Origin of the sequence: Vreelandella venusta, assembly GCF_015689495.1 — a bacterium.
GTDB classification, from domain to species: Bacteria; Pseudomonadota; Gammaproteobacteria; order Pseudomonadales; family Halomonadaceae; genus Vreelandella; species Vreelandella venusta.
On record NZ_CP065135.1, the window covers coordinates 1,624,360 to 1,646,174 of the forward strand.

28 protein-coding genes are annotated in these 21,815 nt (G+C 50.1%); 17 read left to right on the forward strand and 11 right to left on the reverse strand.

The genetic code is table 11. From position 1 onward, the window contains the following. Window positions 1-2 precede the first annotated feature (2 nt). Entirely contained in the window at window positions 3-743 is a 741-nt protein-coding gene (locus tag IR195_RS07625) for a class I SAM-dependent methyltransferase (RefSeq protein ID WP_125747179.1), read from the reverse strand. A gap of 561 nt (window positions 744-1,304) precedes the next feature. Here IR195_RS07625 and IR195_RS07630 point away from each other — a divergent pair. The 3 genes from IR195_RS07630 to IR195_RS07640 all read left to right on the forward strand — a co-directional run bounded on the left by IR195_RS07630 (window position 1,305) and on the right by IR195_RS07640 (window position 3,294). Beyond that, window positions 1,305-1,742 (forward strand): hypothetical protein, encoded by a 438-nt coding sequence (locus IR195_RS07630; RefSeq protein ID WP_240645167.1) that lies wholly within the window; start codon window positions 1,305-1,307, stop codon window positions 1,740-1,742. After that, window positions 1,727-2,740, forward strand: a complete 1,014-nt coding sequence (locus tag IR195_RS07635) for a prolyl oligopeptidase family serine peptidase (RefSeq protein WP_206049186.1) — start codon at window positions 1,727-1,729, stop codon at window positions 2,738-2,740. The genes IR195_RS07630 and IR195_RS07635 overlap by 16 nt, the downstream gene beginning before the upstream one ends. Window positions 2,741-2,964: 224 nt before the next feature. Then, on the forward strand, window positions 2,965-3,294 hold the full coding sequence (locus IR195_RS07640) for a DHCW motif cupin fold protein (RefSeq protein WP_125747185.1): 330 nt from the start codon (window positions 2,965-2,967) through the stop codon (window positions 3,292-3,294). A gap of 490 nt (window positions 3,295-3,784) precedes the next feature. Here IR195_RS07640 and IR195_RS07645 read toward each other — a convergent pair whose 3' ends face one another. The 3 genes from IR195_RS07645 to IR195_RS07655 form a co-directional block, all read right to left on the reverse strand. Beyond that, window positions 3,785-5,131, reverse strand: a complete 1,347-nt coding sequence (locus IR195_RS07645) for a dicarboxylate/amino acid:cation symporter (protein ID WP_241006813.1) — start codon at window positions 5,129-5,131, stop codon at window positions 3,785-3,787. Window positions 5,132-5,337: 206 nt separating this feature from the next. Beyond that, window positions 5,338-5,772: a RidA family protein gene (locus IR195_RS07650; RefSeq protein ID WP_089038033.1), complete on the reverse strand. Its 435-nt coding sequence runs from the start codon at window positions 5,770-5,772 to the stop codon at window positions 5,338-5,340. Between the two features lie 357 nt (window positions 5,773-6,129). After that, entirely contained in the window at window positions 6,130-6,759 is a 630-nt protein-coding gene (locus IR195_RS07655) for a helix-turn-helix transcriptional regulator (protein ID WP_206049187.1), read from the reverse strand. A 97-nt stretch (window positions 6,760-6,856) separates the two neighbouring features. Here IR195_RS07655 and IR195_RS07660 point away from each other — a divergent pair, with 97 nt between their 5' ends. Next, complete coding sequence (locus IR195_RS07660) at window positions 6,857-7,990, forward strand: DSD1 family PLP-dependent enzyme (protein WP_206049188.1); 1,134 nt, start codon at window positions 6,857-6,859, stop codon at window positions 7,988-7,990. Between the two features lie 105 nt (window positions 7,991-8,095). After that, the gene (locus IR195_RS20615) at window positions 8,096-8,203 is read left to right on the forward strand and encodes a hypothetical protein (RefSeq protein ID WP_423250117.1); all 108 of its coding nucleotides are present in this window, start codon (window positions 8,096-8,098) and stop codon (window positions 8,201-8,203) included. A 241-nt stretch (window positions 8,204-8,444) separates the two neighbouring features. Here the strand turns inward: IR195_RS20615 and rlmF are convergent, their stop codons facing one another. Beyond that, window positions 8,445-9,389 carry a 23S rRNA (adenine(1618)-N(6))-methyltransferase RlmF gene (gene rlmF / locus IR195_RS07670; protein WP_206049190.1) on the reverse strand — a complete coding sequence of 315 codons (945 nt, stop codon included), beginning with the start codon at window positions 9,387-9,389 and terminating at the stop codon, window positions 8,445-8,447. Window positions 9,390-9,556: 167 nt separating this feature from the next. Here rlmF and IR195_RS07675 point away from each other — a divergent pair, with 167 nt between their 5' ends. Further along, entirely contained in the window at window positions 9,557-9,964 is a 408-nt protein-coding gene (locus IR195_RS07675; RefSeq protein WP_206049191.1) for a hypothetical protein, read from the forward strand. A 47-nt stretch (window positions 9,965-10,011) separates the two neighbouring features. On the opposite strand, the gene soxR is transcribed toward IR195_RS07675, so the two are convergent. Beyond that, the gene (soxR, locus tag IR195_RS07680; RefSeq protein ID WP_125747191.1) at window positions 10,012-10,494 is read right to left on the reverse strand and encodes a redox-sensitive transcriptional activator SoxR; all 483 of its coding nucleotides are present in this window, start codon (window positions 10,492-10,494) and stop codon (window positions 10,012-10,014) included. A gap of 101 nt (window positions 10,495-10,595) precedes the next feature. Between soxR and IR195_RS07685 the strand changes: the two genes are divergently transcribed. The 9 genes from IR195_RS07685 to IR195_RS07725 all read left to right on the forward strand — a co-directional run bounded on the left by IR195_RS07685 (window position 10,596) and on the right by IR195_RS07725 (window position 16,146). Further along, on the forward strand, window positions 10,596-11,054 hold the full coding sequence (locus tag IR195_RS07685) for a VOC family protein (protein WP_206049192.1): 459 nt from the start codon (window positions 10,596-10,598) through the stop codon (window positions 11,052-11,054). Then, complete coding sequence (locus tag IR195_RS07690) at window positions 11,054-11,614, forward strand: flavodoxin family protein (RefSeq protein WP_206049193.1); 561 nt, start codon at window positions 11,054-11,056, stop codon at window positions 11,612-11,614. The genes IR195_RS07685 and IR195_RS07690 overlap by 1 nt, the downstream gene beginning before the upstream one ends. A gap of 217 nt (window positions 11,615-11,831) precedes the next feature. Then, window positions 11,832-12,257 (forward strand): N-acetyltransferase, encoded by a 426-nt coding sequence (locus IR195_RS07695; protein WP_125747197.1) that lies wholly within the window; start codon window positions 11,832-11,834, stop codon window positions 12,255-12,257. Window positions 12,258-12,309: 52 nt separating this feature from the next. Beyond that, window positions 12,310-12,741, forward strand: coding sequence for a GFA family protein (locus IR195_RS07700; protein WP_125747199.1), 432 nt, complete (start codon window positions 12,310-12,312; stop codon window positions 12,739-12,741). A 57-nt stretch (window positions 12,742-12,798) separates the two neighbouring features. Next, window positions 12,799-13,344, forward strand: a complete 546-nt coding sequence (locus IR195_RS07705) for a nucleotidyltransferase family protein (protein ID WP_206049194.1) — start codon at window positions 12,799-12,801, stop codon at window positions 13,342-13,344. Window positions 13,345-13,459: 115 nt separating this feature from the next. Beyond that, complete coding sequence (locus IR195_RS07710; protein WP_206049195.1) at window positions 13,460-14,038, forward strand: DJ-1/PfpI family protein; 579 nt, start codon at window positions 13,460-13,462, stop codon at window positions 14,036-14,038. 136 nt (window positions 14,039-14,174) lie between these two features. Beyond that, window positions 14,175-14,954 (forward strand): alpha/beta fold hydrolase, encoded by a 780-nt coding sequence (locus IR195_RS07715; protein ID WP_206049196.1) that lies wholly within the window; start codon window positions 14,175-14,177, stop codon window positions 14,952-14,954. 15 nt (window positions 14,955-14,969) lie between these two features. Beyond that, window positions 14,970-15,527 carry a dihydrofolate reductase family protein gene (locus tag IR195_RS07720; protein WP_206049197.1) on the forward strand — a complete coding sequence of 186 codons (558 nt, stop codon included), beginning with the start codon at window positions 14,970-14,972 and terminating at the stop codon, window positions 15,525-15,527. Window positions 15,528-15,591: 64 nt separating this feature from the next. Further along, entirely contained in the window at window positions 15,592-16,146 is a 555-nt protein-coding gene (locus IR195_RS07725) for a GNAT family N-acetyltransferase (protein WP_206049198.1), read from the forward strand. Window positions 16,147-16,271: 125 nt separating this feature from the next. Here IR195_RS07725 and IR195_RS07730 read toward each other — a convergent pair whose 3' ends face one another. Genes IR195_RS07730 through IR195_RS07750 form a run of 5 tightly spaced genes read right to left on the reverse strand, consistent with a single transcriptional unit; the run spans window position 16,272 to window position 19,450 of the window. Further along, on the reverse strand, window positions 16,272-16,478 hold the full coding sequence (locus IR195_RS07730) for a YrhK family protein (RefSeq protein WP_125747210.1): 207 nt from the start codon (window positions 16,476-16,478) through the stop codon (window positions 16,272-16,274). Between the two features lie 45 nt (window positions 16,479-16,523). Beyond that, window positions 16,524-16,982 (reverse strand): carboxymuconolactone decarboxylase family protein, encoded by a 459-nt coding sequence (locus tag IR195_RS07735; protein WP_125747212.1) that lies wholly within the window; start codon window positions 16,980-16,982, stop codon window positions 16,524-16,526. Between the two features lie 52 nt (window positions 16,983-17,034). After that, window positions 17,035-17,838 carry a helix-turn-helix domain-containing protein gene (locus IR195_RS07740; RefSeq protein WP_206049199.1) on the reverse strand — a complete coding sequence of 268 codons (804 nt, stop codon included), beginning with the start codon at window positions 17,836-17,838 and terminating at the stop codon, window positions 17,035-17,037. A 45-nt stretch (window positions 17,839-17,883) separates the two neighbouring features. Continuing rightward, window positions 17,884-18,909, reverse strand: a complete 1,026-nt coding sequence (locus IR195_RS07745) for a GlxA family transcriptional regulator (RefSeq protein WP_241006814.1) — start codon at window positions 18,907-18,909, stop codon at window positions 17,884-17,886. Further along, on the reverse strand, window positions 18,884-19,450 hold the full coding sequence (locus IR195_RS07750) for an isochorismatase family protein (RefSeq protein WP_125747216.1): 567 nt from the start codon (window positions 19,448-19,450) through the stop codon (window positions 18,884-18,886). Before IR195_RS07750 ends, IR195_RS07745 begins: the two co-directional genes overlap by 26 nt. 232 nt (window positions 19,451-19,682) lie before the next feature. Between IR195_RS07750 and IR195_RS07755 the strand changes: the two genes are divergently transcribed. Together IR195_RS07755 and IR195_RS07760 are read left to right on the forward strand one after the other, a co-directional pair. Next, window positions 19,683-20,354 carry a response regulator transcription factor gene (locus IR195_RS07755; protein ID WP_125747218.1) on the forward strand — a complete coding sequence of 224 codons (672 nt, stop codon included), beginning with the start codon at window positions 19,683-19,685 and terminating at the stop codon, window positions 20,352-20,354. Further along, window positions 20,354-21,697: a sensor histidine kinase gene (locus tag IR195_RS07760; protein ID WP_206049200.1), complete on the forward strand. Its 1,344-nt coding sequence runs from the start codon at window positions 20,354-20,356 to the stop codon at window positions 21,695-21,697. Before IR195_RS07755 ends, IR195_RS07760 begins: the two co-directional genes overlap by 1 nt. Window positions 21,698-21,815 lie beyond the last annotated feature (118 nt).

Consider the following 21,815-nt stretch of genomic DNA (forward strand, 5'->3'; position numbering starts at 1 on the left):
GTTCACACTCCTTTGCGTCCTGAGAGAATGATTGAGTGTGGGCATGTTTGATAAGCCTCCCAAAAACTACTCTTGTGAACTTCGTTGCCCTCATCGGTTACATGAAAGTTTTGCCATTCAATATTTTTCACCCCGGCGTGTTCCAAGGCGTTAGTTAATGCCTCACTCGACCAGTAGTAAGCCGTTACAAAGTCATCATAGGGGGGCTGGCACAAGTGAAGTTTCAGCGGTGTTTCGTTAGTTCTAGGAGTAGTAGTGCTGCTAATGAGGTCGAAACCGTAGGGGCGGTAGTAAGATGTTTGTAGCGCGTAGTCAGGGTGAAGAGGAAGTGTTACGAGACGACCGCCTGGTATTATGGGGCGCACCATATCACCGCACAATTCCATAAGGCCCGCTAGGTTTTTCGCGTAGGGTAAAGTATATACAGAAAGAACAATATCAAAATGATTCTCTGGGATACTGTCTTTATTATCAAGATATGAGATGCCATGTTGCTCTTTCTCTTCGCGACGACGCGCGTAACTTATCATCCCTGAAGATATATCGTAGCCGACGACTTCCTTGGCGCCATGCTTTTTTAACAGCCGAGTATAGAAGCCACTACCACAGCCGAAATCAAGAATAGAGAGCCCGCTAATATCTCCTAGAGCTTCAATAGTGGAGGGTATCTCGCAGTACTTTCGAAATGGCCACTCGGCCATTTTTTCATATAAGGCGGCAAGCTCGTCAAATTGTTGTGACATTTATCTACTCCCTACGCATGGACACCTGAAGGTTCACTTTATTTAACATAGCAACAACCTTAAAATTTGATGTTTTTTTTCTTTGCGTATTGTAATTTTTTAATTCGATTGTCTAACAATTATTAAGTAAGACTCTTAACTTACTAATAGTTGTTTGGGTCAACCGCGACGTCGACTCGTAGTGGCACTTATCAGTTTAGGTTTTAATTCGTACTATGAAGGGGTTAGCTTGGCTAGAGACAACTGTAGGGAGTTCTTGCGCTGTTCTCTGGCTAAGCTAGAAAAGCCGATGAGGGTTAGCAGTGCAGTGTTATGAGTCAACTCATATCGAGTGTATAGACAAGATCGAGTGCGCAGCGAGGAAATAGAATTAAAAACTAATTATTCTGGAAATGTGCGCAAAATTTACCATAAACTGTATTGCCAATGGTCGATAAGAACTGGCTTGGGAGGCAGTGTCGCGCGTTGTTCAGCTTAGAGAAAGTATGTGCAGTGCAGAGTCTAACGGAACATGGGGCTAGGGTGTAAAGGCAGTAGTCATGAACAATGGAGACATATTTTGTGAGTTTTGAACTATTAATCGTTGCTGGCTCATTGAGCTTTTTAGCAGCGGCGCTGCATGTCGGTGTCGTCATTGGTGGCCCAGACTGGTATCGTTTTTTTGGTGCAGGGGAAGCAATGGCACTAATGGCTGAGAAGCGCTCTTTGCGGCCAACAGTGATAACACTTGGGATTGCCTCAGTTTTAATTATTTGGGGCTGTTATGCATGGTCTGGCGCGGGACTGTTACCTAGCATGCCTTTTTTAAAATTAACCTTGTGCGCAATAACAACTATTTATTTACTTCGAGGCTTAGGCGGCTTAATTGCTCCATTTATCACTAATCACCCTCAGATAAAGCAAAATAGCACCGCTTTTTGGCTATGGAGCTCGGTTATTTGCTTAGTTTTTGGTTCAATTCACTTAGTTGGCGTGGTTTTAAAATGGTCAATCTTGTAAAAATACATAACCAGCGGATGCATCGGGTATTAGCAAAAAGAAAGAAGTATTTTACGGCTACATGTGTCGTAGGTTGTTTCTTCTTCGGGCTTACAAGTGCTGTGGCAAATGAAAACGATGCTGTCTCATCACTCAAAAGAGCGGATGGCAGCGTCATTGACTATTACCTAGAAGTTGCATCCGATAACCTTTCATCAGATACGCTTCTAGTATCTTTCCAAGGGTCTGACTGTAATAGTGTCAAGCATAACAATCTTATCAGAGAGCTATCTCACGCTGCTTGGCCATCGGCGGATTTATTGCTGATTGAAAAGCCGGGAATCACAGCTGATTTGCCTCGCGATACAAATGTAGAGAGACCCGATTGTCCCGCTTATTACCTAGAGAACGATAGGCCAGAGCAACGAGTTCAGGATGCCAATACGGTAGTATCTGACATGGTAAGCGATGGCAGCTACAAGAATGTCATTGCTCTGGGAGGAAGCGAAGGAGCCGTGGTTGCCGCTTTGTATGCAGCCGAGTACGACACGGCAGACGCGGTCATTATGATTAATGGGGGCGGTCGATGGTTTATTGATGATGTGAACCATAACATTAAGTTGACCGAGCCAGAAAGCGCGGTGGCATCCGCAATAGAGGGGTTCAACGGGTTTGCAGAGCATATCCTAAGCAGCAACGAAAGGTTGGATATAGACGTCAGTAACCATGGATACGCATGGTGGCGAAGCATGCTTTCGATTGATCAAGAATCTGTTTTGAGCCGTGTAGAGATACCCGCCTTAATTGTGCAGGGCGGGAGCGATGAGTCTGTTTCACCTGAGGCAGTCGCTGAGTTAGTCGAAAATCTTCACGACTTAGGTAAATTCAATATCGAGCTGATGGCCTACCCCGAGATGGATCATGGTTTATCTGACCAAGATGGCCGACCCATGACCCAAGACGTCGCTGAGTCCATACGTGGATGGCTGATCAATACATCTGACCGCTGGCGCGACTGATGATTCGTAGGCAATGCATAAAATTGGAAATCACAAATGTGTATCTATAGCCGGAGCTGACAAAGTTCATCAATAGTGAGGCACCGAAGGATTGGCTAAGAAAAATTCCTTGGCTGATAGAGCGGTGATCTGAGTTAATCGCAGAGAGCCGCTTTGCTTTAGTTCGATACCAAACTAGGCCCACGCTGGAATAATTGCTGTTATCTACTTAATGGAGATGCCGTTTGAACATTACAGATTTACCTTTTGGGGTCACAGATTGGTCTGAAGTTAAGCCGACGGAGCATTCCGGAGAAAGTGGCGTTGCTTATTGGAAGACCCAAAATTTTGGGGATATTCGGGTGCGTATGGTTGAATATAGCCCTGGCTATCTGGCGGATCATTGGTGTGCTAAAGGCCACATATTGCTCTGCCTTGAAGGTGAACTTCATACTGAGCTCGACGATGGACGCTGCTTTGTTCTCACGCCTGGATCGAGCTACCAGGTTGCCGATAATGCCGAACTTCATCGCTCATCGACAAAGCAAGGAGCTAAATTGTTTGTCGTTGACTAGTAGCATAGGCCTGAGGAAGCACGGCGATGGTTACTTCATTGGGTAGAGTACTACCGACTTTGCTAAATCCATTAAGTACAGAAGCTTTCACGCCAGCCGCTGACAAGATTCTTCCATACTTTCTTCTGTCTCTGCGGGATGTCTTCAATTCAGGCAGTCAGGGCCTTCTCGGCGTCACGCCGAGTGGAGCAGTCCCGAATGTGGGGTAGAACCGCTCCTTAGTGTGTAGGCTTCCAGGCTCCGGGGAGCCCCCTGTCCAGATTTTCATGAAGAGCTGCTCACGGCTTGAAGCGTCGTGAGCCCGCCTCAATAGGATCTTCCGGTCATCCTTGAGGAGCCCCGTCGCTGGTTGGCCGTACGCATAATATAGAACCTATCGACCATCCCTTGCTATGTCGTCAACTTACTATCTTTGCCGGTGCCCAGGAGCCAGCGGAAGTGTGGTATGCGGGCCGGAGTCCGTCCCGCAAAAGGCTAGGCCGAGGAGGGCTCAAGCGAGAGTTGTGCCCGGTTTTGCTCGACCGCTTATTTCCTCGGATTTAAGTACATGTGGGGTATCGTAGGCGGCTTGATCGAGTTCACCTTCGCTGCGCGCGACCAAGCAGGTTACCGCGCAGTCGCCTACTACGTTCATTGACGTGCGCGCCATATCAAGGATTCGATCGATGTCCGCGATGATTGCGATGCCCTCGAGCGGAAGGCCGACTGAAGTCAGTACCAGTGATAGCATTATCAACCCGGCGCCGGGCACTCCGGCTGTACCGATGGAGGCCAGCGTCGCGGTCAGCACAATGGTCAGATATTGACTGGTGCTAAGCTCGACGCCATAGGCCTGCGCTATGAATACAGCACATACGCCTTGGTAAATTGCTGTGCCATCCATGTTGATGGTGGCGCCTAACGGCAGGACGAAGCTCGAGATGCGGCGTGACACGCCTAAATTACGCTCGGTCGCCATCATCGTGACAGGTAGCGTTCCTGAACTGGATGTGTTGGTAAAGGCGACCATCATCGGTTCGATGCTGCCCTGGAAGAAGCGTACGGGGTTAAGCCGAGCGACGAACTTGATCAACCCCCCGTAAACCACAAGTGCATGGATGGCACAACCGAGATAGACCATGCCGATGACCTTGGCCAGCGGGGCCAGCATATCGAGACCATAGGTTCCAGCCACCCAGGCCATCAGCGCAAACACACCATAGGGGGCAAAGGAGATGATGATCGATGTCAGCCGATACATCACTTCAGCGGCTGAATCGAAGAAGTTTTTCACTGGCTTGGCGACGTCGCCAGCGAGAACAATCGCGATACCTAACAAGACGGCAAAAACGATAATCTGCAATACGTTACCGGTCGCGAACGCTTCAATAGGGTTGGTCGGAACAAGGCCCAGAACGGTGTCGATAATGGTCGGTGCTTCGCTGGCATCAGCGTTTACGTTGCTGGTCTTGGACGTGCCTATATCGACGCCGACACCGGGTTTGAAGATGATCGATAAGGCGAGACCGATCGAAATCGCCACTGCTGTTAAAGCCAGGTACAGAGCAAATGTTTTTGCTCCGAGCCGCCCCATGGTTGCGAGATCCTGAAGTGAGGCGATGCCAGCGACCAGCGAAACGAAAATCAGCGGAACGATCAACATCTTGATCGCGCGGATAAAGAGATCGCCGATCGGCTTGATGCTGGTAGCAATATCTGCATTACCTGTTTGATTGAGCGCTATACCCAAAACCAGCCCCAGCGTTAGCGCGATGAATATTTTCTTCCAAAGTGGCATACCCCTCCATAATGCGAAGGGGCCACGACGAATGGGCGGATGAGAGACATGCTTTGTCATTGTTTTTCTCCTAGTTCTCCGACATTTCTTTGTTTCAAGTTTGACGCCATCACCTCTGCGTGTCTGGCGAGCACAGGAACGCGAGAGTCCGAATTTTTTGGTGCTTTTTGGGGTAAGGCCTCAATACACCATGCCCGGTGCAAGCATGGCGCACGGCCGGACAGCACTTGAAGAATGCTCTAGTAGACGGGCTTGCCCGCTGTGGCTTAAAAGATCTCCTCGTGGGAGCCGGTAGCGGGCTGGAGCAATGCGATGGCTTCAATTTCCACCGCAGTACCGAAGTGAAGTTCTTTGACTCCTGCAACAGATCGGGCAGGGCGATGATCACCAAGCCAGCTTGCATAAATTTCGTTGAACAGCGGCCAGTTGCTGATATCGGTGACGTAGATACGTACCTGTGTCAGCCTTGTCTTATCAAGGCCTACGCATGCAAGGCAGGCATCAACATTTTCAAGCACTTGACGGGCCTGTTCCTCGAATGAGCTATCGCTTAGAGGCGTGCCATCTTGTTGGATCGGGAGCTGGCCGGAAATGAAGACCTGACCTGCCGTTATGCAGACGTGGGAATAGTGGCCAGCAGGAGAAGAGAGCTCCAAACTGTTCGTGCAATAAATATCGGAGCGTTGGATGGCTTGATTCATGGTGAGCATTTCTCTGATTGTTGGACAAAGGAGTCCCTTACCCTCGATCGGAAGAGACCGGCGGCTGGGGGTGGAACGAAAATTGAAGCCCTAGTGTCTGGTTGGCGCGACGCTACGAAGACAGCAAACTGGTAAATCGCGCCATATCGACGTTGCCTCCGCTGACGAGCACACCGATGCGTTTGCCTTGCAGTTCGGCTTTCATCTGTCGAGCTGTGGCGAAGCCAAGGCAACCAGCGTGCCGGCCTCCTCGAACAGCTCCTGCAGCACGAGCTCAGTCATGTCGAATGCGGCTCAAGAGCCTCACGCATTACCAGTGTGGCTGCGCCTGTACTCCAAAAGCTCAAGATGCGGCTGTCACTTCGCATAGCTGTACACCGATGCGCGGGAGACTCCCAAGTGCGCGGCAATGATTTCCATCGCGCGACGTAACTCCAGCAAGCCCTCCGCCTTCAACTCCTTAACCAAAATACGACGGTCTTCCGCCTTGAGGGCTCGTGGCGTGGTGGCTAGGCGTGCCGCGAACTCATCAATACGGGCACGAATGGCGTCTGCGCCCGTAGGGTCCAGCGACTCTTTGGCGGGGGCATCTACCTGAATATCGACGAACTGATTCAACATGCCCTGAAAGCCCTGAAACACGGTGAGGTCAATATTCATGCAGAGTGCTGCAATGTATCGTCCTTCTGAATCCTTGATGCCGATCGAAGTACTCTTGATCTGGCGGCCATCAGAGAAGCTATTGGGATAGTTAGCGATGACCTGCTCGAACTCGGCGTCCATGATGCGGGCAAGTCCGAGCTCGGTGGCTGGATGGCCGACTTCGCGGCCAGAAAGGTTGTTGTGGATCGCGAGCACGGCGTGTGAGGGGTCCAGCAAGTCGTGCACCACGACCTCGCAGAAGGGCGCGAACGTCTTGGCGAGCCCCTCTGCTACCTGTTTGAGTTGTTCGAGCAGCAATCGCTGCTCCTGAGTACGTTGTGTCATGACAAGGGCCGGTGTTGTTGATGTTTTGACAGTTTGTATAATTCTAGACAATCTGTCAATATGCAGCTTCACCATGTTTACTGAGCGAGCTCCACCCATGACTATCATGCAAGAACTTGGTACGCCCACCGCCCTCGTCGACACTCAGCGCATGCAGCGCAATATCGAGCGCATGCAGGAGCGCATGAACGCCCTCGGGGTGCGCTTCCGCCCACACGTCAAGACGAGCAAATGTCCGTCCGTCGCGAGGTCGCAGATTGCAGCCGGGGCTCAGGGCATCACCGTCTCGACACTGAAGGAGGCCGAGCAGTTTTTCGACGCGGGGATTACCGACATCCTGTATGCCGTTGGCATGGTACCGAGCAAGCTCCCGAAAGTGCTCGCACTTCGTCAACGTGGCTGCGATCTGAAGATCCTCGTGGACAATGTCGCGGCGGGCCGGGAAATCGGCAGCTTCGGTAAAGCGCATGGGGAAGTGTTTGAGGTATGGATAGAGATTGACACCGACGGTCACCGCTCGGGCATCAAGCCGGAAGAAGATGCCCTACTGGAGGTGGCGAGTGTGCTTCGTGATGCTGGCATGTGCCTGGGTGGCATCATGACCCATGCGGGATCCAGCTACGACTATGATAACCCCGCAGCCTTGCTGGCCATCGCTGAACAAGAACGGGCAGGCGCCGTGCGTGCGGCGCAGAGACTGTATGATGTTGGCTTGTCGTGCCCTGTTGTTAGCGTCGGATCGACTCCGACCGCTTTGTCGGCTGAACACCTCGATGGTGTGACAGAGGTGCGTGCCGGCGTCTACGTGTTTTTCGACTTAGTGATGCACAATGTAGGTGTGTGCACAGTAGACGACATCGCCCTAAGTGTCCTCACGACCGTCATTGGCCACCAAGAAGAGAAGGGGTGGGCCATTGTCGATGCCGGTTGGATGGCGATGAGCCGTGACCGAGGAACACAAAAACAGACACAAGACTTCGGCTACGGTCAAGTATGCACCGAAGATGGAAAGGTGGTGGAGGGATATATCTTGAGCGCTGCCAATCAGGAGCATGGGGTACTGTCCCGTACCGGAGAGCCGGACCTAAGTATTGCGGAACGTTTCCCTATCGGCACGCGGTTGCGCATTCTGCCCAATCACGCTTGTGCTACCGGTACACAACATCCTGAGTACCAAGCTGTGCTGCCCGATGGCAATATCGAGGCTTGGCCTCGCTTCTACGGCTGGTAAGCACGGAGTAATGCTATGAAAAACGAATAGCTGGCGGTTCCCGTCGCATCTCAGCCGTCCAAACCCGTTGTGCTTACCTGCGCGAAGCGCACCGCGACCTCGTCAATGCCTGATCGGCCGCAAAATTTGTGCAACGCAGCCGCCGTGGCACATCGGCACTGTTGCTACGGCGCTGGCGTGATCTACCTGAAGCAGCGTCAAACGGGTGAATAGGTCAATCATAAGTGCGTAGAGTGTCTCTACGATTAAAACACGATACAGTAACTTCAGACACTAAACTCGGACGCTACTGAGAATGGGGTGACGTCGGATGGACGCTGCTTTGTTCTCACGCCTGGATCGAGCTATCAGCTTGCCGATAATACTGAACTTCATCGCTCATCGACAAAGCAAGGAGCTAAATTGTTTGTCGTTGATTAGTAGCATAGGCCTGAGGAAGCACGGCGATGGCGGCTTAGATGAATGTCCAGGCTAATACTCTCGTAATCTTGTTTCCCTGCTTCATCTCTATTTCTCGTATATCAACGGCACCGAGCTTACTAATCAACTTCTTGGCAGGCTTAACATGGTCAGCTTTTGAAATCAGGCTAGTAAACCAGCGGCATTGCGTTGAATACACCTTGCTTTCTCTTATGAGCTTTTTAAGAAACAGCTGTTCGCCCCCCTTACACCAAAGCTCAGCTTCCAACCCGCCAAAATTCAAAGTGGGGGATTTGGTTTTTACCTTTTGCTCACCGCGACTACGAGCGAGGTTATTGAGTTTAAGCCGGCTACCTTTAAGAGCTTCATCAAGTGAAGCATGGAAAGGTGGGTTGCATACGCTGACGTCAAAGAATTCCCCGGCTTGAATGATCCCCTCAAAAATGTGGTTTTTATCGTGCTGCGTGCGCAGCGTGAAGCGTTCTTTGAGTGTGGGGTTGTTGGCGATAATCGTGGCTATGTTCTCAAGCGACTGAGGGTTAATGTCGCTACCGACACACTGCCAGCGGTAAATTTGGCAGGCTAGTATTGGGTAGATTCCATTTGCTCCCGTGCCGATATCGAGCAGCTTAATACTGCGCTGTTCTAGCCCAGGCCCAATTTCCAGCAAGTCAGCCATGTAATGGATATAGTCAGCTCTGCCTGGGATTGGCGGACAAAGCGCGCCCTCTGGAATATCCCAGTCGACAATATTGTAGTGCCGGTTTAATAACGCGGCGTTGAGAGTTTTGACTGCCAATGGATCTGCGAAATCGATGGAAAGGTCGCCATGCACGTTCGGTTTTACATGGGAGGCTAGCGCTGGGTGGCTTGTTACGAGAGCCGGGAAGTCATAGCCTTGGTTATGTTGGTTTCTCGGGTGTAGACCTTTGCGAACAGGTCTAGCTTGGCTTTTTTCACTTCGATGGGAGATGCTCACAGTAATACGCCCGAGGCTTAGAGTTCGATAGTAGGGTGGGTCTGGCTTAGCCAGTGATTATAATCTTAATGGCTGTGACGTGCATGCTCAGCAGTTCGAGGGTAGCGACTATCCGCTAGTTTTCCCCCGTACCACTTCATATAGTTCTTTACTAACTGGAAGACTCCATGAACCCTGTTGTTCAAGAAGAAATATCCGGCTGTGGAATTGCTGCATGCGCCGCGCTTGCGGGCATTACTTATGCGCAGGCCAAAGCGACAGCCAATGCTTTGGGTATTTATGCCGAAGACACCGCGCTTTGGTCAGATACCGAATATGTCCGTAAGTTGTTGTGTACTTTGGGGATCACGGCTGCGCCAACAGAGACGCCATTCGAGGCTTGGGCGACGCTTCCAGATAAGGCGTTGTTGGCGATCAAGTGGCGCACGGAGCAGGGCCGGCCTTTCTGGCACTGGGTGGTGTTTGTTAGAACTGAACGGGATACTGTCGTTCTGGATTCCAAGAAAGCCTTGAAAACCAATATCCGTCGAGACTTTGGGCGTATCAAACCCAAATGGTTCATTGGTGTAGATTAAGACGTAAGGGCTGCTATTGAGGGCTATTTTAAGAACTATTTTAAGGGCTATGAACCAGCGTTTGGCTCTTGCTGGGTTCTGGCATTCTGCTCTGCCTGATCGAGCAGCACAGGGCCGCTACCTGAGTTAGCCAGTTTGTCGTCGGGGTTATAGAGCGGGCAGCTAGTCATGCTGAGGCAGCCACAGCCGATACACCCCGCTAGGTTATCGCGCAGTTTTTGCAGGTAAGCAATTCGTCCATCCAGCATCTGCTGCCAGTTTTTTGAAAGCTGCTGCCAGTCTTCAACCGTTGGCGTGCGGTTATTCGGTAATGATTCAAAGGCCTGCTTTATTTCCTCCAGGCTGACGCCAACTCTCTGCGCTGCTTTTATCACCGAAATTCGCCTTAGCACTTCTGGTTTATAACGCCGCTGATTGCCTGCATTACGCCAGCTGTGGATCAGCCCTTGCTGCTCGTAAAAGTGCAGGGTGCTTACTTTAATGCCGCAGCGCTTGGCAACCTTACCAACACTCCAAACTGCTTCTGCCATTACTCACCTCATATTTTTGCCATTTTTTTTCCACAAACCACTTTACCTCAACTTAAGTTGAGGTTTTACCCTGGCATTTCACATAGCGCAAGGAGTCTCTCATGTACTTAGAGCACGTTAATCTGGTAGTTACTGATATGGATGCCATGCTGGATTTTTACCGGGCAGTTTTTCCACATTGGCGGGTGCGGGACGAAGGTCATGGCGAGTGGTATGGCAAACCGCGTAAATGGGTGCACTTTGGTGACGATGAAAATTACTTGGCGTTAAGCGATCACGGCGAAGGGGAGAACCGCGATTTGAAAGGTCACTCCGTTGGGCTGGCTCATTTTGCATATGTGGTCGATAACCTTGATGCCGTTGTCGCTAGGCTCAATAAAGAGGGCTACGCCATCGCCAAACCTGGCGCTATAGAGCCGTTTCGGAAAAATGTCTATTTTGTCGATCCGGCGGGTTTTGAAGTGGAGTTTGTCGAGTACCTAAGCGATATCCCTGCCGAGCGTAATCTAAACCGCGATGCTCAGCAATCAGTGGAGCGGCAACAGAACGGGGGCGTGTGATGAAGGTTGCCGTTGTATTTCATTCTGCTTTGGGCAGTACTAAGCAACTAGCCCAGGCTGTCGCTGCTGGAGCGGCAGCCCAGCCTGAAGTTAATGCTATTCAAATAGAAATCGTTGGCGCAGATATCGTAGAAGGGCGTTTTTGTAACACCGAGCTGCTGCAGCAATTAGGAAAGGCCGATGCCTTAGTCTTTGGCTCTCCGACTTATATGGGCTGCGTGTCAGCCCAGTTTAAAGCCTTTAGTGACGCCACGAGTGAACTCTGGACCAAACAGTTATGGGCAGACAAGATTGCCGCTGGTTTTACTATTGGGGCTAACTTAAGCGGTGATCAGTTGAATACCCTTCAGTACATGCAAGTGTTTGCGCACCAGCATGGCATGCTATGGGTAGGTCTGGATATCCCAGGCAACTACGATCCAGGTATGCGTAACCGGCTGGGAGCACAATCTGGGCTTATTGCTCATTCAACAGACGGCGTGCTAGATGAAACAGACTTACTAGCCGCACGTTATTTAGGACAGCGGGTGGCGCAAGTCAGCAAGAAGTTTGCGGCATAAAGATTGTTAACTTGGGGGTGCAGCAGGTGTTATTGCGACAGAACGCCCTTGCGGATGAGTTACGCTTACCACGCAATAAAACACTGGCTAATTCAATCAATGGCTAAATCGAAGCGCGGGGTAGCGCAGGAGGAGGAGTGAGTTATAAATAGCCCAAGAATAGCGAATAAAAACAAGCTATTGTATGCTCATCTGACCATCAATAAGGAACGTTTAGATGATTCGCAAATACCGAGAAACGGATATTGACCAGATTTTGGAGATCTGGCTTTCAGCATCGATTAAAGCGCACGCTTTTGTTGAAGCGGATTTTTGGGCGTCAAAGGTTACCGAAATGCGCGATGTTTATATCCCTGCCTCGGAAACTTTTGTGTTTGAATCTGAGAACCAGATAGCTGGCTTCTACAGTTTATACGGAAATACACTGGCTGCCGTTTTTGTGTCGCCAAGCTTGCAGGGGCGAGGTGTGGGAGCCGCTATGCTTGATGATGCCAAGAGCCGAAGGGAGTGCTTGCAACTAACGGTTTACCGGGAAAATACTCCCAGTATCAACTTTTATAAAAAGCAGGGATTTATTTCATTAGGTGAGCAAGTTGATGAACAAACTGGCCACCCAGAGTTAGTCATGGAATATTATTGCTAGCGCGGTGGCGTCGGTCTGGGCCGCTGGATGCAGAGTATTATAGGAGTGTTGAATGAAAGGTGAGTGTCTCTGCGGAGAGGTTAAGTTCAGCGTTAAAGGAGAACTACCAAATTTTTATCAATGCCACTGCTCTTTGTGTCGGAAAACGACTGGTTCTTCAGCGAATGCCGCTACGTTTGTCAGCGAGGAGTGCTTCGAGTGGATTTCTGGACAAGCCAATATTCGCTCTTTTCAAAAGCCAACGGGTTATCGGAATGACTTTTGCGCCGCCTGTGGCAGCTCAGTGCCCAATAAACTAAGAGACACTGAGCTTGTCTGGATTCCCGCTGGACTGCTCGATGACGAGACGGGATCATGCGTCGCAGTGCATCTACATGTGAACTCATCGGCGACATGGGAATTAGCGTCATGCAGCAGTGTTCGGTTAGGTGAGGGCCCTGATAGCTTAAAGTCGCTTCACGCAGCATTACAGCGCATAAGCTGATGAATACACAGTTTTATTTCCGGTAATTAGAATAAAACGCCATGATAAGGGGTTGCGATGGATCATGAAGCGCTGATCAAGCAATGGATAATGAGTGATCCTGATCGCATGGCGGCGCTGACTACCGCAGCTGCGCAGAAGCTGCCGGGTTGGTGTCTCGCTGCTGGGTTCGTTAGAAACTTGGTGTGGGACAAGCTGCATGGCTTTGTAACGAGTACGCCATTGAACGACATTGATTTAATTTACTTCGACTCGGACGATGTGGGTGATTCTCGTGATCGTGAGATTGAGCGAAGGTTAATGGGCGTTTCAACCTTACCCTGGTCAGTAAAGAACCAAGCAAGAATGCACGCGCGCAATGGCGATTATCCGTATACGTCAACCGAAGATGCCATGAGTTTCTGGATAGAAGTAGAAACTGCTGTAGGCGCTGCGTTGGATGATCGCGGAGAGCTAATAATTATGGCTCCTTTTGGCGTTAAGCCTCTGTTTAACTATACCATTACATTAAATCCAAAACGGCCAAAGCGAACAGACTTTGACGCTCGGGTATACAATAAGCGGTGGCTTCAAACGTGGCCAAAGTTGGTAGTAAGTGTTTAACACCAGCTAATTTAATGAGTGTTGAACTGTGCGCGGTGTAACGCATGGCGAGGAGTAGTGGCTTTATTGTTAACTGCTGGCAAATAGCAGGCTTAGATTCTAAGGACGTCCTCAAATGAACATTGGCATCTATATCTATGACCAAGCAGAAGTACTCGACTTCTCGGGTCCCTTTGAAGTTTTTACTACGGCCAGTCGCGTTAGTGATGAAGACGAGCCGTTTTCAGTATTTTTAATTGCTGAAAAAGACGGCCCAGTAACTGCCCGGGCGGGCTACCAGGTGCTGCCAAATGCCACCATCGATAATCACCCGCCCATTGATGTATTGATTGTTGTCGGTGGTGTGCACACGGGGGAGATGGCAAACGAAAAGGTAAAGGCCTGGATTGCACATCAAGCAGCCATAGTGCAGCAGGTAGCCACAGTGTGTACCGGCATCTTCTTAGTTGCTAATGCACAGCCTAGCCTGAAAGGCAGAGTAACTACTCACTGGGATGACCAAGGTGATTTAAAAGCTCAGTTTCCGCAGCTTGATGTGGTGGAGGACGTGCGCTGGGTAGACGATGGCGGTGTCATTAGTTCAGGTGGCATCTCTGCGGGAATCGATATGTGCTTACACTTGGTCGCCAAGTTACGCAGCACCGAGCTTGCGGAGAAAACAGCGCGACAAATGGAATATCGCTGGAATCGTTAGGATTATGCTTTCTGCAGCCAGGTCACAGTGATTGCCACCAGGATATTATTGCAACTTGTGGTGGTGCTATTTTTTGCTCAATCCCGTGCTAGTTAGAGCATGGAAAAAGCTTGTAACCGATTTAGGAATGACTGTAATGGACTCTTTTCAAGAGGGAACCGGTGACTACTTAGTACTGGTTCATGGGGCGCTCACCGATGGCGCTATGTGGCTTCCTCATATTGAATACCTGAAAGCTGACTATGAGGTGATTTCTGTTACTTTGAGGCACTTTGGCGAGCCTTGTTCAGGTGGTTTTGGTCTAAATACGCATGCCTATGATTTAGCTGAACTGCTGTCGAACTTGCCTAAAGATAAACCCATTAATATTGTTGGTTGGTCTTACGGGGCGGATGTCATCATTAATATGTTGGTGACACATGATTTAGCGTTGTCCAACGTGCTCCTGTACGAGCCTGGTTATCCAGGCTGTTTACAAGGAGAGCAAATGGAGGTTTGGCAGTCGGATGCCAGCGCCATGTTTAGTCCGGTTTTTGAAAATTTTCATGCTGGAAATATGCAATTAGCGGTTGAGCGCTTAATTGACGGTTCAGGCAATAGAGAAGGGTATTTTTCTACTCAGGACGAAAGTATCCAAGCGCTGCAGATATCTAAAGCGTACACGTTAACCCATCAACTGAATCAACAAGAGCAGCCAGCCATAAACGCTGAGTTGGTCTCCAAAATCAGTGCTTCAGTCGTTATAGGTTATGGGGCGGAAACGCGTGATATGTTTAGACTTATTGCTCAACAAACCGCTCATTTGTTAGCCAACTCTGTGATTAACGAAGTTGCTGGCGAGGGGCATATGTTACCCCAAGAAAGTCCCGAAAAGTTCTCGACGCACATTAAGTTGGCACTTGGTCATGGTTTGTAAATTACGGAGATGTTGATGAAGTGTTCTGTTTATATAGCAACAAGTGCTGACGGATATATTGCGACCGCAGACGGTGGCGTTGACTGGCTTCATACCGCTGGCAACTTAGAGGCAGATATGCGTGAGAACCCTGATATGGGCTTTCAGAGCTTTATTGACTCCGTTGATTGTATGGTGATGGGGCGTAAGTGCATGGACGTTATCTCTGGGATGAATTTAGCGCCTGACCAATGGCCCTATGGTGACCTTCATATTGTCGTGCTTAGTCATTCAGTCAGCGAACCTCCTGAGAACTTGCAAGGCAAAGTGGAAATGTACGCTGGTGAGATTCAAGACTTAATGGCTGAGCTGGCAAGTAAAGGATTTAAACATGCCTATATAGATGGCGGTTCAACCATAACTTCGTTTCTCAATCTTGGGCTAATTGATGAAATGACCATCACAAAAGCACCTATTCTTTTAGGTGGCGGTATCGCTCTGTTTGGAAGCCTTAACCAACAGATTAGGCTTGAAGAGGCCGAAGCGATCGCATTCCCAAACAATTTTATTCAAACGAAGTACAGGGTAAGCTGATTTTCAACGCTGCCTAAGCAGTACCGCAGCAACAGCGGCTTTGGGCATCGTGCACAAGGAGAAAATGGTGCAAATTTGTGAAACGCAGCGTCTGGTTATACGAACGCTGTCCTTAAACGATGTTCCCGAATTGACCAAGATCCTCAGTGATCCTGACGTCATGAAGCACTCGATCCGAGGCGTTTGTGATGAAGCCGCAACGCGGCGATTTATCGATTGGTGTTTGGAGCGTTATTTATCTCACCGTATTGGGCCGTGGGCTGTGATTGAGAAGGGAACCGATAAGCTTATTGGCTTTTGCGGTGTTAGCCCCGAAGAGGTTAATGGTGTAGAAGAAATTGGGCTAGGTTATCGGCTGGCTAAACAATACTGGGGCATGGGCTTGGCGACTGAAGCAGTGCAAGCGGTACTCAGTGTGGCATTCAGTCAAAAGCAACTTGCTTCCGTGGTAGCTGTTATTGAGCCTGATAATGGTGCATCACTCAAAGTCGCAGAGAAGGCAGGGTTTAGTCAGTTTGATACGATCGAATTCTACGCTCGCCCAGTGAGGTTGTACCGACTAACGCTGCAGCAGTGGTGCTCGTTACACTGCACTATTGCGAACTCGCCAAGTGCTTGATGGCTCTACTGGATGCTGAAAGCGAATGCGCTAGCGACATTGATATTGCGTAGAGGGCGTTGCCTTCTAGAGCCGCTAGGTAGTTGACAACCCAGCGGCTACATCAAGCTTAGCTGTTGGCTCAACTAGACGTGCTTTTTACCCATATTTCTAATACTCATTGCGTAAATAATAAACATGATGAGTGAGCCCATCACAAAACACCATACGCCTACGGTTGCATAAATAGCGCCTGACGGTAGGAATAAAAGACTGCCAAAGAAAAAACATAGACTGGATAAGAGACCCAGAAAGTTGGGAAGTCGTTGACGCTGTTTCGTCACACTGTTCATTCCATTCACCCATCTCAAGTTTTATTGTCAGGTATCTAAGATGGCTTAGATACGAATGTCCGGGGCAAACTGAAAGCCCACCGATATCCGATTCCAGCTGTTGATTTGCACAATAATCGCAGTTAGATCAACTAGCCCCTGCTCACCAAAGGCAGTTAATGCGTTTTGATAGGTGTCGTCGCTGATGGAGGGCTGTTGGCTGATGAGTGTGAGTGCTTCAGCCCAGGCGAGTGCGGCACGTTCTTGTGTGCTAAAGCAGGAGGCTTCCCACCAGGCCGGTAACACGTCTAGGCGAACTTGATGCTCGCCGTCGTCTCTGGCCTCTTGAGAATGCATGTGCTGGCAAAAGCAGCAGTGGTTTATTTGCGAAACACGCAGGTTGACTAAGTGAACGATGGTGCGATTAAGCGTTGAATCTTCCGCAACGTTGCCTAATGCAATCAGGTTTTTAGCTAGGCGTGGGACAAGGCGATACACAGACTGCTGAGAGAGACGAGTCGACATATGGATGACCTCAATGCGTAAGTTGAGGGCTCAGCTTAACGTCGAGGCTTTTTTACGCCTTGTAAATTTGCGACAGTTTACGCTTGCGATAGGCGGCGGGCGTTTCATAGGCGAGTGATTGAAAGGCATGAGTGAAGTGAGCTTGGTCATAGTAGCCGCATTGCAGCGCTATTTCCGCTAGGGGCAGCGTGGTTTCAAGTAGCCTATGACGGGCGCGGTCTAGTCGGGCATAGGCGACTAATTGGCCTGGCGTAACGCCCACCTCGCGCTTTAATTTGCGTTCCAGGGTTCGCCTAGTCACCCCGAGTGTGGCACCTAACTGTTGAGGGGGATGCTTTAGTTCCCCAATCGCTTGAACAATCCTGAGGGTGCGGCTATTAACCAGTGACTGGCTCTTTAGCCGGTGTAACAACCATGTTTCTAACAGGCGTAAACCCTGCTGTGCGTCCAGGTGGTAGAGGTGCTCCGCCACGGGCATTAACCCTTGTAACGCCGGTGTTTCAAGCTCGTTATCTAAGCGCTGCGGTTTATCTGCAAATGCTTCGGGTAGCAAGCCTAACAGGCAGTGAACGCCTGTTGCTTTAAAGCGAATCCCCAGACAGGGAGTTTGGGCGTCGAGTGTTTCTACTAGCGTTCGCCTGTTAAAACAGAGCGTAATGATGGGGTGAGAGCTAGCTAGCTTGATACTGAGACTAGCGCCAGCATCGGGATAAAATTTTTCGGTTCTGGGGTCAGTAACATCCCCTGAGCCACCCATTGACCAAAGACACTGTACCCACGGGGCTAAACGCTTATCAGGTAGGCGATGCCGAAAATTGAGGTAGTTAGCGTGGCTTGGCAGGATAAGATCGGTCATGGGGTCAACCCGCAATATGTTTTCCTAATGGTAGCTCGTATTGGCTTAATCCAGCAGCTTTTGAGAACTGGCGCGTCGCCATACACTCGGTGGTACTTTCTCATGGCGAGCCCAGATACGCCTTAGCTGCCGTTCATCACCGAAACCGGATGCTTCGGCCACCCTTGCCAGCGTCCATGGCGTCTCGGTCATTAACGTTTTAGCGCGTTGCAGGCGCAACCCGATAATGTAGTCTCCCACCAGCATGCCGGTGAGACTTTTGAATCGGCGCCGGAAATGGCGCTCACTCATAGCTGCTTGAGTCGCTAATGTTTCAATACGCCAGGTTTGCGAGGGGGCGGCACATATTGCGTCTTGAACGCGATGCAGCCGTTCATCCACATGATTGCGGCCCTCAAGCCAAGCTCCCAGCTGAGGCTCCTGGCCGCTGCGGCGAAGGTATAGCACCATCTCTCGCGCTACCGCTAGCGCCAATGAATGACCGCAAGCGCGGGTAAGCCAGTACAGCATGGTATCTATACCGGTTGAAATCCCAGCGCTGGTTAAATAGCGGCCATCTTCAATAAAAATACAATCGCTTTGCACCTTGGCCTTAGGCGCTTTGGCCTGTAACTGCTCGATTAATGTGTGATGCGTCGTGCAGCGTCGCCCCTCCAGCAAGCCTGCGTCAGCCAGTAATAGCGTGCCGGAGCAAACCGTCATCAGTGTGTCCGCATAGCATGCGTTTGCCTTAAGCCAACTAACACACTCTTGCTGCGCCAATGGCTCAACGCTATTGCGATACTGTCCTGGAATTAGCAGTAGCTGTTGAGGCAGCAGCTGTTCGGGTAACGGGTCAATGCCACTAAGCGTCAGCGGCCCTAACCACGGCATAGCGGTTTTTGGGCCGACATAGCAAACCTCAACATCGATTGATAGCCGGTCGGCACATTGTAAGACTTGAAGAGGCCCGACCAAGTCAAGCGGCACTTGGCCAGGCATCATCAATACCGCAATCCGCAGGGTGTTGGCTCTTTGGGAGAGCGGTTGACTGTTTTGTTGCTCTTTACTCACGCGTGTTTTGCCACTCATTGATCAAGTCTTGTGTACTGATAATACGCGCAAAACGGTCTTCAAGTACCAGTTCGGTACGTGCCTTAATATCATCGGCTGACCATGTAATGCCGTTACGCGTCATAGGGAACGTCAGCGTTGCATCGCTGACAAAATCAACGCTAAAACCTAAATCTGACGCTATTCGGGTGGTTGTCTCGCAGCACTGTTCTGTACGAATACCGCTAATCGCAAGTTGCGTAATGCCGCGTTCGCGTAACCAATTTTCAAGCTCAGTATCGCTGAATGCATTATGAACACGTTTATGGAAGGTCACCGCCGCTTCATCGTCAAAACCATCAAGCGGGCGAATTAGGCCATTAGCGGGGTCAAAAGCGCCTTGGCTACCAGGCTCTTCATGAAAAACGCGCACAACAGGTATGTTATTTGACTGTGCCGCATCTAGCATCGCCCGCTGCTTGGGGCGCCATGCTTGCGCTAGTGATTCTACCCAATAGTCGCGGGCGGGAAAGGACGCTTGAACGTCAATTAATAGCAGTGCGGTTTTAGGCTGAGTCATAGCTAATCTCATCGTGTTGAAGTGAGGCTACAGATTAGCTATTCCCATCTCAGCTAACGATACCTTGCGCGGTCTAAAAGCGGTCAATTTCGGCCACATAGCATTCATGGGCGACGGCAAACTAAGGCGGTGAAGCGACGATTATGCGCACGGCTAAAAAACGGCAGTCTTAATGTAATATTAAGGCATTTCCATTTAAGCTAATTATTCTTTTTCCGCGTAGTCGGCCGCCATGAAAATATTAATCATTGAAGATGACCGGGACTTGGCACTGGCTATTTCCGAGTACCTGGAATTGCACCGTGTCGAATGCGACTTTGCCTATACTGGGGCCAGCGGTATTACTCTGGCATCCCAGCAGCATTATGACGGTTTGGTCCTGGATAACATGCTGCCGAAGGTGCAGGGCATCGATGTTTGTCGGCAATTGAGGGCTAATGGTGTTGATACGCCGATACTAATGCTGACCGCTTGCGATATGGAAGGCGATCAAATGGAGGGGTTTAATGCCGGTGTCGATGACTATGTCATCAAGCCTTGCACGATGCCGCTACTCTTGGCTCGACTGAATGCGCTGTACCGCCGTCGCCACCCCGAGCGTGAATGTATACGGATTGCTGATCTCAGGATCTATCCAAAAGAGCACCGGGCCATTCGTGCTGATCAGGAGCTGAAACTGACGCCGACCAGCTGGAAAATTCTGTTATTGCTTGCCCGTCGATCGCCCGCTGTGGTTTCGAGAAACGAAATTGTGGAGCATGTCTGGCCAGGTGAGGAGGTGGAGGAGGGAACCGTCAACGTGCACTTACACCAACTGCGTAAAGTGGTTGATAAACCTTTTGAACAGCTCCTCATTCATACCCATGTCGGGGTTGGGCTGTCGCTGTTTGTGGAGACGCGCTGATGTCTTCCAATCCGGTTCGTAGTTTAGCCGCCCAGTCTCGACAGCACTTGCTGTATTTGGCCATTGCCATCTTTATTGGGCAGATTGCGCTGGTCACTATTTTCAGCTTTTATCAGGTGGGTCAGGCGGCTAAGTATTATATGCATCTTGATGCGATTAAGCTGCAGCAGGCGGCCAATAATAACCCCGACTTTGTACTGCCGCAGCGAGGTGACGTGAGTGCCTACCGGGAGTGGGATGATATTCCCCTAGAGATTCGGCAGCTATTTTCTAGCAGTAAAACTCAACCCCTGGAGCCGCTGGAAATAGAGCGGGTTAATGACCAGGGTATTCGTGAATACGGTTATTTGCTCTATTCGCAGGTTCAGTCACAAGGGCGGTCTCAAGAGCCGTCTCAAGAGCGTTCTCAAGAGCAGTCTCAAGAGCGTTCCCAAGAACAGTCTCAAGAACAGCAGGCCGGTGGCCTTTACCTGTTGGAGTTTGAAGAGGCCGACAAAATTGATGCCTTGGCCGAAGCTATTTTCAAGCAGGCATTGATCGAGGCTAGCCTGGTGACTGGAGTATTTAGCCTGGTGCTATTTTTGGTTATCTCCTGGCTATTTAAGAGCGCCGTGAAGCCTCTAGCGCTACTCGTGGAGTGGTCAAGTCGGGTCAAGCAGCATCCAGGCAGTGAAATTGATGTTCAGTTCTCAATCAGTGAGCTCAACCAAATTGCCAATCAACTGCTGTCGACACTACAACAGGTAAGAGAATACAACGAACGTGAGCAGCAGTTTTTGCGCCATGCTAGCCACGAGTTGAGAACCCCCCTCGCGATTATTCAGGCCTCCCTGGATACGTTAGGAGTGAGAACGGCCCCTGAGGATCCTAATTTCCCTTCTCTGTTGCGGGCTAGTCGCGCCTGCGCCAATATGATTTTGTTGTCGGAAGCCCTTTTGTGGCTGGCACGCCCATCCTCCAGACCTATTGGAAAGTCCATCGTCTGGCCAGGCGCATTGTGTAGCGAACTGTTGGTGGATATGCAGTACTTAGTTGAGAATAAAAATATTCAGGTGTCGCTTAACGATCAGGCCAGCAGTATCAACATTGAACATGATCTGTTTCGCATTGTACTAGCCAACTTGATCCGTAATGCTTTCCAGCACACCAGTAGTGGGACGATTACCCTAGTGATTACAGATAACTCGTTGGTTATTTCAAACCCCGTAGATGCTGCTGGCAAATCTGAAACGGTCAGCTTCGGATTAGGCCTGCAGTTGGTTGAGCGTATAGCCAACCGGCTTGATTGGCAGTTTGAGTTCGTACTTGACTACCCGAGGGCTTGCGTAACCCTACGCTGGTAATTATCGCCATTACCACCTAACTATCTTAAGACCCGCTTAATACCCTCTGTCTGACAATCGACTCCGCAAACATCAGCCTCTCACTTCACCTTGAGTTACTGATTCAAAACGGAGTCAA

Coding starts and splice junctions, on each gene's coding strand:
- IR195_RS07625 (WP_125747179.1), bottom strand. CDS start 743: ATGTCACAACAATTTGACGAGCTTGCCGCCTTATATGAAAAAATGGCC.
- IR195_RS07660 (WP_206049188.1), top strand. CDS start 6,857: ATGACTATCATGCAAGAACTTGGTACGCCCACCGCCCTCGTCGACACT.
- IR195_RS07685 (WP_206049192.1), top strand. CDS start 10,596: ATGTACTTAGAGCACGTTAATCTGGTAGTTACTGATATGGATGCCATG.
- IR195_RS20615 (WP_423250117.1), top strand. CDS start 8,096: ATGCCTGATCGGCCGCAAAATTTGTGCAACGCAGCCGCCGTGGCACAT.
- IR195_RS07730 (WP_125747210.1), bottom strand. CDS start 16,478: ATGAACAGTGTGACGAAACAGCGTCAACGACTTCCCAACTTTCTGGGT.
- IR195_RS07700 (WP_125747199.1), top strand. CDS start 12,310: ATGAAAGGTGAGTGTCTCTGCGGAGAGGTTAAGTTCAGCGTTAAAGGA.
- IR195_RS07710 (WP_206049195.1), top strand. CDS start 13,460: ATGAACATTGGCATCTATATCTATGACCAAGCAGAAGTACTCGACTTC.
- IR195_RS07655 (WP_206049187.1), bottom strand. CDS start 6,759: ATGACACAACGTACTCAGGAGCAGCGATTGCTGCTCGAACAACTCAAA.
- IR195_RS07735 (WP_125747212.1), bottom strand. CDS start 16,982: ATGTCGACTCGTCTCTCTCAGCAGTCTGTGTATCGCCTTGTCCCACGC.
- IR195_RS07690 (WP_206049193.1), top strand. CDS start 11,054: ATGAAGGTTGCCGTTGTATTTCATTCTGCTTTGGGCAGTACTAAGCAA.
- IR195_RS07760 (WP_206049200.1), top strand. CDS start 20,354: ATGTCTTCCAATCCGGTTCGTAGTTTAGCCGCCCAGTCTCGACAGCAC.
- IR195_RS07650 (WP_089038033.1), bottom strand. CDS start 5,772: ATGAATCAAGCCATCCAACGCTCCGATATTTATTGCACGAACAGTTTG.
- IR195_RS07705 (WP_206049194.1), top strand. CDS start 12,799: ATGGATCATGAAGCGCTGATCAAGCAATGGATAATGAGTGATCCTGAT.
- IR195_RS07740 (WP_206049199.1), bottom strand. CDS start 17,838: ATGACCGATCTTATCCTGCCAAGCCACGCTAACTACCTCAATTTTCGG.
- IR195_RS07725 (WP_206049198.1), top strand. CDS start 15,592: ATGGTGCAAATTTGTGAAACGCAGCGTCTGGTTATACGAACGCTGTCC.
- IR195_RS07695 (WP_125747197.1), top strand. CDS start 11,832: ATGATTCGCAAATACCGAGAAACGGATATTGACCAGATTTTGGAGATC.
- IR195_RS07750 (WP_125747216.1), bottom strand. CDS start 19,450: ATGACTCAGCCTAAAACCGCACTGCTATTAATTGACGTTCAAGCGTCC.
- IR195_RS07635 (WP_206049186.1), top strand. CDS start 1,727: ATGGTCAATCTTGTAAAAATACATAACCAGCGGATGCATCGGGTATTA.
- IR195_RS07675 (WP_206049191.1), top strand. CDS start 9,557: ATGAACCCTGTTGTTCAAGAAGAAATATCCGGCTGTGGAATTGCTGCA.
- soxR (WP_125747191.1), bottom strand. CDS start 10,494: ATGGCAGAAGCAGTTTGGAGTGTTGGTAAGGTTGCCAAGCGCTGCGGC.
- IR195_RS07715 (WP_206049196.1), top strand. CDS start 14,175: ATGGACTCTTTTCAAGAGGGAACCGGTGACTACTTAGTACTGGTTCAT.
- IR195_RS07645 (WP_241006813.1), bottom strand. CDS start 5,131: ATGACAAAGCATGTCTCTCATCCGCCCATTCGTCGTGGCCCCTTCGCA.
- IR195_RS07745 (WP_241006814.1), bottom strand. CDS start 18,909: ATGAGTGGCAAAACACGCGTGAGTAAAGAGCAACAAAACAGTCAACCG.
- IR195_RS07720 (WP_206049197.1), top strand. CDS start 14,970: ATGAAGTGTTCTGTTTATATAGCAACAAGTGCTGACGGATATATTGCG.
- IR195_RS07755 (WP_125747218.1), top strand. CDS start 19,683: ATGAAAATATTAATCATTGAAGATGACCGGGACTTGGCACTGGCTATT.